At 71.8% G+C, this 11,317-nt stretch carries 11 protein-coding genes; 8 read left to right on the top strand and 3 right to left on the bottom strand.

What is annotated here, in order from left to right:
* Window positions 1-118: 118 nt before the first annotated feature.
* Both dnaE and ABD213_RS02310 read left to right on the top strand, forming a co-directional pair.
* Entirely contained in the window at window positions 119-3,667 is a 3,549-nt protein-coding gene (gene dnaE, locus ABD213_RS02315) for a DNA polymerase III subunit alpha (protein ID WP_344323797.1), read from the top strand.
* Window positions 3,668-3,705: 38 nt separating this feature from the next.
* On the top strand, window positions 3,706-4,224 hold the full coding sequence (locus ABD213_RS02310) for a hypothetical protein (RefSeq protein WP_344323795.1): 519 nt from the start codon (window positions 3,706-3,708) through the stop codon (window positions 4,222-4,224).
* Window positions 4,225-4,227: 3 nt separating this feature from the next.
* Here the strand turns inward: ABD213_RS02310 and ABD213_RS02305 are convergent, their stop codons facing one another.
* Both ABD213_RS02305 and ABD213_RS02300 read right to left on the bottom strand, forming a co-directional pair.
* On the bottom strand, window positions 4,228-4,722 hold the full coding sequence (locus tag ABD213_RS02305; RefSeq protein ID WP_344323793.1) for an aminoacyl-tRNA deacylase: 495 nt from the start codon (window positions 4,720-4,722) through the stop codon (window positions 4,228-4,230).
* Window positions 4,700-5,917 carry a benzoate/H(+) symporter BenE family transporter gene (locus tag ABD213_RS02300; RefSeq protein ID WP_344323790.1) on the bottom strand — a complete coding sequence of 406 codons (1,218 nt, stop codon included), beginning with the start codon at window positions 5,915-5,917 and terminating at the stop codon, window positions 4,700-4,702. The genes ABD213_RS02305 and ABD213_RS02300 overlap by 23 nt, the downstream gene beginning before the upstream one ends.
* Window positions 5,918-5,961: 44 nt before the next feature.
* Here ABD213_RS02300 and hisD point away from each other — a divergent pair, with 44 nt between their 5' ends.
* The 6 genes from hisD to ABD213_RS02270 all read left to right on the top strand — a co-directional run bounded on the left by hisD (window position 5,962) and on the right by ABD213_RS02270 (window position 11,149).
* Complete coding sequence (gene hisD / locus ABD213_RS02295) at window positions 5,962-7,281, top strand: histidinol dehydrogenase (RefSeq protein ID WP_425546017.1); 1,320 nt, start codon at window positions 5,962-5,964, stop codon at window positions 7,279-7,281.
* Window positions 7,278-8,366, top strand: a complete 1,089-nt coding sequence (locus tag ABD213_RS02290; protein WP_344323786.1) for a histidinol-phosphate transaminase — start codon at window positions 7,278-7,280, stop codon at window positions 8,364-8,366. The genes hisD and ABD213_RS02290 overlap by 4 nt, the downstream gene beginning before the upstream one ends.
* Complete coding sequence (gene hisB / locus ABD213_RS02285; RefSeq protein WP_344323784.1) at window positions 8,359-9,003, top strand: imidazoleglycerol-phosphate dehydratase HisB; 645 nt, start codon at window positions 8,359-8,361, stop codon at window positions 9,001-9,003. Before ABD213_RS02290 ends, hisB begins: the two co-directional genes overlap by 8 nt.
* Before the next feature lie 16 nt (window positions 9,004-9,019).
* Window positions 9,020-9,706 (top strand): imidazole glycerol phosphate synthase subunit HisH, encoded by a 687-nt coding sequence (gene hisH, locus ABD213_RS02280; RefSeq protein WP_344323781.1) that lies wholly within the window; start codon window positions 9,020-9,022, stop codon window positions 9,704-9,706.
* A 174-nt stretch (window positions 9,707-9,880) separates the two neighbouring features.
* Window positions 9,881-10,627 carry a bifunctional 1-(5-phosphoribosyl)-5-((5-phosphoribosylamino)methylideneamino)imidazole-4-carboxamide isomerase/phosphoribosylanthranilate isomerase PriA gene (gene priA / locus ABD213_RS02275; RefSeq protein ID WP_344323778.1) on the top strand — a complete coding sequence of 249 codons (747 nt, stop codon included), beginning with the start codon at window positions 9,881-9,883 and terminating at the stop codon, window positions 10,625-10,627.
* 15 nt (window positions 10,628-10,642) lie between these two features.
* Window positions 10,643-11,149 carry a DUF1707 SHOCT-like domain-containing protein gene (locus ABD213_RS02270; protein ID WP_344323776.1) on the top strand — a complete coding sequence of 169 codons (507 nt, stop codon included), beginning with the start codon at window positions 10,643-10,645 and terminating at the stop codon, window positions 11,147-11,149.
* Between the two features lie 19 nt (window positions 11,150-11,168).
* On the opposite strand, the gene ABD213_RS02265 is transcribed toward ABD213_RS02270, so the two are convergent.
* A complete protein-coding gene (locus ABD213_RS02265; protein WP_344323774.1) occupies window positions 11,169-11,306 on the bottom strand; it encodes a hypothetical protein in 138 nt (45 codons plus the stop codon).
* Between the last annotated feature and the right edge of the window lie 11 nt (window positions 11,307-11,317).

Here is an 11,317-nt window from a genome sequence, read left to right as displayed (position 1 = left end):
GCGGGACCGTCCCGCGTGCCTGACCGGGAGCGTCGGGGCGCTCGCGTAGGCTGAGGCCCTTCCCCTCCACCCGCCCCTCGGGGCCGTCCGTCCGCCATGTCTGGAGGCGCATCACCCGATGCCGAGCGACTCGTCCTTCGTGCACCTGCACAACCACACGGAGTACTCGATGCTCGACGGGCACGCACTCCTGGACGGGATGTTCGCCCGCACCGCCGAGCTCGGCATGCCGGCCATCGCGATGACCGATCACGGCAACCTCCACGGTGCGTACGACTTCTGGTCCAAGGCCAGGAAGCACGGCGTCAAGCCGATCATCGGCATGGAGGCGTACCTGACTCCCGGCACCCACCGCAGCGAGCGCCGCAAGGTGCGCTGGGGCAAGGGCGACGCCGCCGAGGAGGGTGGCAAGGACGTCGCCGGAGGCGGTGCGTACACCCACATGACGATGCTCGCCTCGAGCACCGAGGGCATGCACAACCTGTTCCGCATCTCCTCGCTGTCGAGCCTGGAGGGCTACTACTACAAGCCGCGCGCCGACCGCGAGCTCCTGCAGCGCTACGGCACGGGACTCATCGCCACGACCGGGTGCCCGTCGGGGGAGATCCAGACCCGGCTGCGCCTCGGCCAGTACGCCGAGGCGCGTCAGGCCGCCGCCGACTTCCAGGACATCTTCGGCAAGGAGAACTTCTTCCTCGAGCTGATGGACCACGGCATCGCGATCGAGCGGGAGACCCGCGACGCGCTGCTGCGTCTGGGCAAGGACCTCGGCCTTCCCCCCGTCGCCACCAACGACTGCCACTACACCCACCCCGACGACGCCGCCGCGCACGACGCGCTCATCTGCGTCGCGTCGGGCAAGACCGTCGCCGACCCCAACCGCCTGCGGTTCGAGGGCGGCGGGTACTACGTCAAGTCCGCGCACGAGATGCGCGAGCTCTGGGAGGACCGCTACGACATGAAGGAGGCGTGCGACAACACCCTCCTGATCGCCGAGCGCTGCGACGTCGAGTTCACCGAGTCCAACGGCGGCTACATGGCGCGCGCCGACGTCCCTCCGGGCGAGGACGAGGAGAGCTGGCTGACCAAGGAGGTCTGGCGCGGCATCGAGAGCCGCTACCCGGGCGAGGCGTTGACGCAGGAGGTCCGTGACCGCGTCGAGCTCGAGCTCGGCGTCATCAAGGCCAAGGGCTACTGCGGCTACTTCCTCGTCGTGGCCGACTTCATCGGCTGGTCGAAGGACAACGGCATCCGCGTGGGTCCGGGCCGCGGGTCCGGCGCCGGCTCCATCGCCGCCTACGCGCTGCGCATCACCGACCTCTGCCCCCTCACGCACGGCCTGATCTTCGAGCGCTTCCTCAACCCCGAGCGACCGTCCATGCCCGACTTCGACATCGACTTCGACGAGCGTCGTCGAGCCGAGGTCATCCGCTACGTCAGCGACAAGTACGGCTCGGACCGCGTGGCCTACATCGCCACCTTCGGCCGGTTGAAGGCCAAGGCCGCCATCAAGGACGCCAACCGTGTCCTCGACTACCCCTTCGCCATGGGCGAGCGCATCACCAAGGCGCTGCCGGCCGACGTCATGGGCAAGGGCGTGCCGCTGTCGCAGCTGTTCGACTCCTCGCACAAGCGCTACAGCGAGGGCAAGGAGTTCCGCGACCTCCACGAGTCCGACGCCGAGGTCCGCAAGATCTACGACACCGCCCTCGGCCTGGAGGGCCAGATCCGCAACTGGGGCGTGCACGCCGCCGGCGTGATCATGAGCAGCGAGCCGCTCGTCGACATCGTGCCGATCATGAAGCGCGAGCAGGACGGCGCGATCATCACGCAGTTCGACTACCCGATGTGCGAGTCGCTCGGGCTGGTCAAGATGGACTTCCTGGGGCTTCGCAACCTCACGGTCCTCGACGACGCCCTCGTCAACATCAAGGCCAACCGCGGGGAGGACGTCGTCCTCGAGGACCTCGCCTTCGACGACCCGGCCACCTACGAGCTGCTCTCGCGCGGCGACACGCTCGGCGTCTTCCAGCTCGACGGCGGCCCGATGCGCGCCCTGCTGCGCAGCATGCGTCCCGACAGCTTCGAGGACATCTCCGCCGTCGGTGCGCTGTACCGCCCCGGACCGATGGGCGCGGACTCCCACAACAAGTACGCGCGCCGCAAGAACGGTCGCGAGAAGATCGAGCCCATCCACCCGGAGCTGGAGGAACCGCTCAAGGACGTCCTCGGCGAGACGTACGGCCTGATCGTCTACCAAGAGCAGGTCATGGAGATCGCCCAGGTCCTGGCCGGCTTCAGCCTCGGCCAGGCCGACAACCTGCGTCGGGCGATGGGCAAGAAGAAGAAGGAGGAGCTCGACAAGCAGTACGCCGGGTTCCAGAGCGGCATGCTCGAGCGCGGCTACTCCCAGCCGGCCATCACGGCCCTGTGGGAGATCCTGCTGCCGTTCTCGGACTACGCCTTCAACAAGGCGCACTCCGCGGCGTACGGCGTCATTTCCTACTGGACGGCCTACCTCAAGGCCAACTACCCGGCCGAGTACATGGCTGCCCTGCTCACGAGCGTCAAGGGCGACAAGGACAAGTCGGCGATCTACCTCAGCGAGTGCCGCCGGCTCGGCATCCAGGTGCTGCCGCCGGACGTCAACGACTCCGTCGCCAACTTCGCCTCCGTCGGCGAGGACATCCGCTTCGGCCTCTCGGCCATCCGCAACGTCGGCGACAACGTGGTCTCCGGCATCGTGGCGGCGCGTGAGGAGGAGGGAGCCTTCACGGACTTCACCGACTTCCTCGACAAGGTCCCCACCCACGTGTGCAACAAGCGGGTGCTCGACTCCCTGATCAAGGCGGGGGCCTTCGACTCCCTCGGGCACGGGCGACGTGCCCTCACGACCATCGCCGAGGACGCCGTCGACCAGTACATCGACCTCAAGCGCAACGCCGCGATCGGCCAGGACTCGCTGTTCGGCGGGCTCGACGACGCCTTCACCGGCACCACGGTCAGCGTGCCGACGATGCCGGAGTGGGACAAGACCCAGCTGCTCGCCTTCGAGCGCGACATGCTCGGCCTCTACGTCTCCGACCACCCGCTGCTGGGGCTCGAGCACGTGCTCAAGGCCAGCAGCGACTGCAGCGTGGGCCAGCTGCTCGCCGAGACCGACCGCGCCGACGGCTCGACGGTCCGGCTCTGCGGGCTCATCACGGGAGTGCAGCGCCGCCTCACCAAGAAGGGCGACACGTGGGCCTCCATCACCCTGGAGGACCTCGAGGGCAGCGTCGACGTGATGGTCTTCCCCGCCGCCTACAACCTCGCGGCGCCCACTCTCGTGCCCGACACCGTCGTGGTCGTCAAGGCACGGCTGCGCCGCAAGGACGACGACGAGCTCGACCTGCACGCCCAGGAGATCACCCTGCCGGCCATGGGTGCGGCCCAGGCCGAGGCGCCCGTCGTGGTCAGCCTGCCCGTCGCGCGCTGCACGTCCGACGTCGTCGCGGAGTTCAAGCGGGTGCTCGCGGCCTATCCCGGCCCCACCGACGTGCACCTTCGTCTCGTGGGCAACGGCACCACCAAGGTGATGCGCCTCGACGACACCCTGCGCGTCACTCCGTCCTCGGCCCTCATCGCCGACCTCAAGGAGCTGCTCGGACCACGGTGCCTGTCGTGAGGGGCCTGTCGTGAGGGGCCTGTCGTGAGGTGCCTGTCGTGAGGGGCTGGCGCACGGTCGGGGGCGCCGTCCTCGTCCTGGTGGCAGCGTCCGCGCTCGCGGGAGTGGCGTGGTCCTCCTGGGCGGAGCCGGGTACGTGGCAGGTGACCGAGCAGGGCGTCGTGCTCACCCAGGAGGCCTCGCAGGGCCAGTTCGACGTCGAGGTCCTGTTCGTGGGCATCGGCGTCGTGCTCTGCCTGGTCTGGGGACTCGCGGTCGGCGTGGCCGGTCGCTCGCTGGGGTGGCCGGTCGTGCCCGTCACGGCCGCCGCGGCGGCACTCGCCTCGCTCGTGGCCTGGACGGTGGGGCTCTCGCTCGGTCCGCCGGACCCGCAGACGGTCCAGGGGCTCTCCCTCGGGGACTCCTTCCCCGACCAGCTCGCCGTCTCCTCGTTCTCGTCCTTCGTCGCGTGGCCCGTCGCCGCCCTCGGCGGTCTCGTCGTGGGTCTGCTCCTCACGGTCGACCGGGCGGCCCTGGCCGAGCGTCCCGGCGAGGAGACGTCGACCGCCCACCCCTGATCCCTACTCGCGGGCGATCGGGACCACGAGCGCGTCGCACACGCGGACGAGGTCGTGCGGGTCCAGCTCGACCTCCAGGCCCCGACGCCCGGCAGAGACGAGGACCGAGCCGTGGGCGAGGGCCGAGCCGTCCAGCAGGACCCGTCGGACTCCTCGCACCCCGATCGGGGAGATCGCTCCGACCCGTGACCCGGTGACCCGCTCGGCGCGTCGAGGCTCGGCGAGGGCGACCCTCTTGAGCCCGAGGGCAGTCGCCGTCGCCTTCAGGTCGAGGGTCGCGGAGACGGGCACGACGGCCGCCGCCAGGTCGCCGGCGCCGGTGGTCACGACGAGGGTCTTGAGCACGCGTCGCGGGTCGAGACCCAGGGCGTCGGCGGCTTCCGCACCGAAGGACGCGGCGCGCGGATCGTGCTCGAAGGTATGGATGTGCGCCTCGACGCCGGCCGCCGCAAGCACCTGCAGGGCGGCGGTCGCCTTACGGCCGGGGCGGCGTGCCACCGTCGTCTCCCTCGTCGGTCGGCTCCTGCACAGGACCGGAGCGTTCGAGCACGCCGCGGACGGCCAGTCCCAGGACGAGGGCCCAGAAGGCCGCGCCGACGCCCAGCACCTGCATCCCGGACCCGGCCACGAGGAAGGTGACCACCGAGCTGGTGCGGTGCCGCTCGATCGACAGTGCTCCGAGGACGGCGGCGGCGAACGGCGTCAGCAGGGCGAGCCCTGCGACCGTCTCGACGATGCCGGCCGGGGCGGTGGCCGTGACAGCCACGAGCGCCCCGGAGACCAGGGCCAGCACGAGGTAGGAGGTCCCTGCGCTGACGCCGGCGACCCACCGCCGTGATCGCTCGCCCGCCTCGGGGCCGGCCGCGAGCGCTGCCGACAGGGCCGCCAGGTTGATGGCGTGACCCCCGAGGAACCCTGCCACCGACGTGCCGGCCCCGGTGGTCACCATCGCCGCTCGCCACGGCACCGTGAATCCGAAGGACCGCATGACGGCGACGCCCGGGACGTTCTGCGAGGCCATCGTCACGACGGTGAGGGGCACGGCGATGCCGACCACGGCTGCGACGGTCAGGGTCGGCGTCGTCGGGTCGACCCGGGGCACGAGGTCGGCAGCAGCGACACCCACGTCCGTCGTGAGGGCCGAGACGGCGATGACCACGAGCGCGGCGCCGAGTGCCAGGGGGACGGCCCATCGGGGCAGCCAGCGCTGGGCGACCAGCCACACGAGCACGACGGGTGCGACCCAGCCGGGGCTGTCGGCGAGGGCGACGAAGGGCGCCAGGCACAGCTGCAGCAGGACGCCGGCGAGCATGGCCTGCGCCAGCGGCACCGGGATGGCGGAGGCCAGACGACCGAGCGCGGGGACCAGCCCGGTGAGTGCTAGGAGCACGCCCGTCAGCACGAAGGAACCCACCGCGGCCGCCCAGCCACCCTCGACGGTGCCGGTCGAGACGAGCAGCGCGGCACCAGGTGTCGACCAGGCCAGGGTGACGGGGGAGCGGGTCCGCCACGACAGGCCGATCATCGCGAGCCCGAACACGACCGAGAGCGCCAAGAGTCCGCTCGCGGCCTCGGCATCCGTCGCACCTGCGGCCCGCAGACCCGCCAGCACGACGGCGAAGGAGGACGTGAAGCCCACGAGCGCCGCGACGACGCCGGCGACCACGGGCTGCTGCAGCGACGTCTGGCTCACCGTCGCATCGTAGGGGCGCCTAGAATCTGCCCGTGAGCCCTTCCCTGATCCGCCGCCTCGACCTGCGTCACGACGACACCCAGGACCTGCCCCGGGCGCCTCTGGACGTCGCGCGGGCGCTCGACGTCGTCGCTCCCCTGTGCGACGACGTCCGCGACCGCGGCGAGGTCGCGGTCCTCGACTACGGTGAGCGCTTCGACGGTGTGCGCCCGACGTCGCTGCGGGTGGCTCGGGAGCACCTGGTCGACGCGCTGGCCGGTCTCGACCCGGCGATCCGGGCGGCCCTGGAGGTCTCGATCGCGCGGTTGCGGGTCACGTGCGAGGCCGAGCTGGAGTCCACCGTCGTGACCACCGTCGCCGAGGGCGCCACCGTCGAGCGGCGCATCGTCCCGATGTCGCGCGTGGGCCTGTACGTGCCGGGTGGGCTCGCGCCGCTCGTGAGCAGCGTCGTGATGAACACCGTGCCCGCGCAGGTCGCCGGCGTCGGCTCGATCGCCCTCGCCACGCCGCCGCAGGCCGAGTTCGGCGGGTTGCCGCACCCGACCATCCTCGCCGCGTGCGAGCTGCTCGGCATCGAGGAGGTCTACGCCGCCGGCGGTGCCCAGGCGGTCGCGATGCTGGCCCACGGCACGCTCGCCACCGGCGGCGACGTCCGGCCGGTCGACCTCGTCACGGGGCCGGGCAACATCTACGTCGCCGCCGCCAAGCGCCACCTCCGCGGAACGGTCGCGATCGACAGCGAGGCCGGGCCCACCGAGATCGCGGTCGTCGCCGACGACACCGCCGATGCCGCCTTCGTCGCGGCCGACCTGATCAGCCAGTCCGAGCACGACCCGAACGCCGCGAGCGTGCTCATCACCGCCAGCGAGGACCTCGCCGCGGCGGTCGAGTCCGAGCTCGCGCGCCAGGTGCCTCGTGCTCGCCACCACGAGCGCATCACCACCTCCCTGGCCGGTCCGCAGTCGGCGATCGTGCTCGTGCGCGACCTCGACCACGCCGTCGAGGTCGCCGACGCCTACGCCGCCGAGCACCTGGAGATCCAGACCGCCGACTCCGCCGCGGTCGCGGCACGCATCACCAACGCCGGCGCGATCTTCGTCGGCGGCTTCACGCCGGTCTCCCTGGGCGACTACGCCGCCGGATCGAACCACGTGCTGCCGACGGCCGGGTGCGCCTGCCACTCCTCGGGCCTGTCGGTGCGGGCGTTCGTCAAGAACGTCCACGTCGTCACCTACACCGAGGCCGCGCTGCGGGAGGTCGGGCACCACGTCGTCGCCCTCGCCGAGGCCGAGGACCTCCCGTCGCACGGTGCGGCGGTCAGCGCCCGCACCGGGGCGCCGGCCCGCGCCGGCGAGTCGACGTGAGCGCCCCGGCCTGGCTTCCGCTGCGTCCTGAGCTGCGTGAGGAGGAACCGTACGGTGCGCCGCAGATCGACGTGCCGGTGCGGCTGAACACCAACGAGAACCCGTACGGACCGAGCGAGGCGGTCGCAGCCGACGTCGCGGAGTCGGTGCGTGCCGCGGCTCTCGGGCTGAACCGCTACCCCGACCGCGAGGCCACCACGCTGCGCGAGGCGCTCGCCGGGTACCTCTCGCGCGAGGTGCCCGGCCTCGACGCGTCGAGGGTGTGGGCCGCCAACGGGTCCAACGAGGTCATGCAGCAGATCCTCCAGGCCTTCGGTGGGCCCGGGCGCACGGCGCTGTCGTTCGCGCCGACGTACTCGATGTACCCCGAGTACGCGCGCAACACCCACACCCGCTGGGTCACCGGACGCCGGCGCGACGACTTCGGCATCGACGTCGACACCGCCCTGGAGCTCATCGCCGCCGAGCAGCCGGACGTCGTGTTCCTCACCTCGCCGAACAACCCGACGGGCACCGCCCTCGACCCCGAGCACACGAGAGCGGTGCTCGACGCCGCACCCGGCATGGTCGTGGTCGACGAGGCGTACGCGGAGTTCCGCCGCGCCGGCACGCCCACGGCGCTGGAGCTGCTCGACGGGCACCCGCGACTGGTCGTGACGCGCACCATGAGCAAGGCGTTCGCGCTCGCCGGGGGCCGGCTCGGCTACCTCGCGGCGCACCCCGACGTCGTCGACGCCCTGCGCATCGTGCGGCTGCCGTACCACCTGTCCGCCGTCACCCAGGCGACCGCGGTCGCGGCCCTGAGGCACACCGACGAGCTGCTGGCCCAGGTCGACGCGTTGCGCGCCGAGCGGGACCGCACCGCCGAGCGCCTGCGCGGGGCCGGCTTCACCGTGGCCGACTCCGACGCGAACTTCGTGCTGTTCGGGATGTTCGACGACCGGCACGCCACGTGGCAGGCGCTCGTCGACCGTGGCGTCCTCGTGCGCGAGACCGGGCCCCTAGGATGGTTGCGCGTCTCGATCGGCACGCCCGAGGAGATGGACGCCTTCCACACCGCCCTGACGGAGGTCACCGATGTCTGACCCCATGCCTGTCGACGACCGGCCCACCGAGGCCCCACGGGCTCGCCGCGCGCGCATCGAGCGCACCACCTCGGAGTCCAGCGTCCTCGTCGAGCTCGACCTCGACGGCACCGGTCGTGCTGACGTGTCCACCGGGGTCGGTTTCTACGACCACATGCTCACCGCCCTGTCGCGGCACTCGCTGATCGACCTGACGGTGCGCACGGAGGGCGACCTGCACATCGACGCCCACCACACCGTCGAGGACACCGCGATCTGCATCGGCGACGCCTTGCGCGAGGCGCTCGGCGACAAGGTCGGCATCACCCGGTACGGCACCGCGACGATCCCTCTTGACGAGGCGATCGCGACGGCGACCGTCGACGTGTCGGGACGGCCCTACTTCGTGCACTCCGGGGAGCCGGAGCGTCAGATCACCGTCGTCATCGGCGGGCAGTACTCCGGGTCGCTGACGTCGCACGTGCTCGAGTCGATCGCGCACCACGCGGGCATCACGCTGCACGTGCGGTTGCTCGAGGGACGCGATCCCCACCACATCGCCGAGGCGCAGTTCAAGGCGCTCGCCCGCGCGCTGCGCCAGGCCGTGGCCATCGACCCGCGCGAGAGCGGCGTGCCCTCCACCAAGGGCGCGCTGTGACGCGGCGTACCTCCTCGTGAGCGACGAGGGCCGACCCCTGGTCGCCGTCCTCGACTACGGCTCGGGCAACGTCCGGTCCGTCGTGCGTGCCGTCGAGCGTGCCGGTGCGCGCGTCGAGCTGACCGCCGACCGGTCGGTCACCGAGCGCGCCGACGGTCTCCTGGTGCCGGGCGTCGGTGCCTTCGCGGCCTGCATGCACGGTCTCCGGGGGGCCGACGGGGTCGGTCTGATCGAGCGTCGCCTCATCGCGAACCGGCCCGTGCTGGGGATCTGCGTGGGGATGCAGATCCTGTTCGGCGAGGGCATCGAGCACGGCGTCCGCACCGAGGGGTGCGGTGAGTGGCCGGGCACGGTGGAGCGGCTGCAGGCGCCCGTCGTGCCGCACATGGGGTGGAACACCGTCGCGCCGCCGCAGGACTCGACGATGTTCGCCGGCATCGAGGAGGAGCACTTCTACTTCGTGCACTCCTACGGCGTGCGCCGTTGGGAGCTGGGCAACCCGACGGGTGTCGTCGGGCCGGTGCCTGCGGACGCGCAGGTCGACACGCCGCTGCGACGACCGCTGGTGACCTGGACCGAGCACGGCGGCGACCACGTCGTCGCGGCCGTCGAGCACGGCCCTCTCTGGGCCACGCAGTTCCACCCCGAGAAGTCCGGCGACGCGGGTCGCCGCCTGCTCGAGAACTGGATCGCCACGCTCTGAGCCGTCCGGGTGACCGATTCCCATGACCTCGTGGGAATCGGTCGGCGTGTCACGGTTTTCCTGCGTTGGCACGGGTTGCTTCCCGCGCATGCCGCAGATTCCCACGTCGTCCTGGGAATCGGCAGCCGGGTGTACCCCGGGCGTCGCCCGGGGACCGGCAGATACGATCGGGCGGTGAGCGACTACCTCCAGCTGCTGCCCGCCGTCGACGTCAAGGACGGCCAGGCCGTGCAGCTCGTGCAAGGCGTCGACGGGTCGGAGAAGCGCTTCGGCGACCCGGTCGAGGCAGCGCTGCGCTGGCAGTCCGCGGGGGCCGAGTGGATCCACCTCGTCGACCTCGACGCAGCCTTCGGGCACGGCCACAACCGCGACCTCCTCGCCGAGATCGTCGGTCGTCTGGACATCGACGTCGAGATGTCAGGGGGGATGCGCGACGACGAGTCGCTCGGTGCGGCCATGGCTGCGGGGTGCCGCCGGGTCAACATCGGCACCGCCGCCCTCGAGGACCCGCAGTGGTGCGCCTCGGTCATCGCCGAGTGGGGTGACCGCGTCGCCATCGGCCTCGACGTGCGCGGCACCACCCTGGCGGCACGTGGCTGGACCCGTGACGGTGGTGACCTGTACGAGACCCTCGCCCGCCTCGACGCCGAGGGCTGTGCCCGCTACGTCGTCACCGACGTGAACAAGGACGGCATGCTCCAGGGCCCGAACCTCGACCTCCTGCGCGACGTGTGCTCGCGCACTGACCGACCCGTCATCGCCTCCGGTGGCGTCACGACCCTCGCGGACGTCGAGGCGCTCATGGGCCTGGTCGACATCGGCGTCGAGGGCGCCATCGCCGGGACCGCGCTGTACACCGGTCAGTTCACCCTCGAGGACGCCCTGGCCCTGACCCGCGGGGCTCCGGCCCGCGACCACTGAGACGCCCGGTCACCGATGAGCGGGCGCGACGTGTGGTCGAGGTTCTCCTCCGACCCGCGCGCCCGCGCCGCCGGTGAGCTCCGTGCCACCGACGCCGACCGCGACGTCGTCCTCGAGGTCCTGTCGATCGCCTACTCCGAGGGCCGGCTCGACCGCGCCGAGTACGACACCCGCAGCGACGCCGCCCTCGCCCTCCGCACCCTCGGGGAGGTCCGTCCCCTCGTCGGTGACCTCGTCGCCCTCCCGGCGGTCCGGGGAGCAGGCCAGGAGGTCCGGGAGGAGGCCGTGACGCGGTTGCACCGAGAGGTCCGCGACGCACGTCTCGGCTTCCTCGCCGTCTCCGGCGTCACCACGACGATCTGGGCCGTCACCGCGCTGGTCGTCGGGTGGCACTTCTTCTGGCCCGCCGTCCCGATCGCCGTGCTGGGCGCCGGTTGGCTGGCGAGCCGCTGGGGCACGGAGTCGCGCCTGGAGACGCTCGAGCAGGAGATCCGCGAGCGCCGCCGCCGCGACCGGCCCTGACCGGCCGTCCCGCAGGTGCTCAGGCGAGGCCGAGCAGCGTGACGACCCCCAGACCGGCCCCGATCACCAGCGCGAAGACCGCCACCGAGGCGACGAGGACGGCGATGACCAGACCGAGCCCCTTGCGCCAGTCGCCGTCGTCGTCGTGGTCGCTCACGGAGCCACGCT

The organism is Aeromicrobium halocynthiae (genome assembly GCF_039531385.1).
GTDB classification, from domain to species: domain Bacteria; phylum Actinomycetota; class Actinomycetes; order Propionibacteriales; family Nocardioidaceae; genus Aeromicrobium; species Aeromicrobium halocynthiae.
The sequence above is the reverse complement of the archived record's forward strand: the minus strand, read 5'-3'. Positions and strand labels throughout refer to the sequence as shown.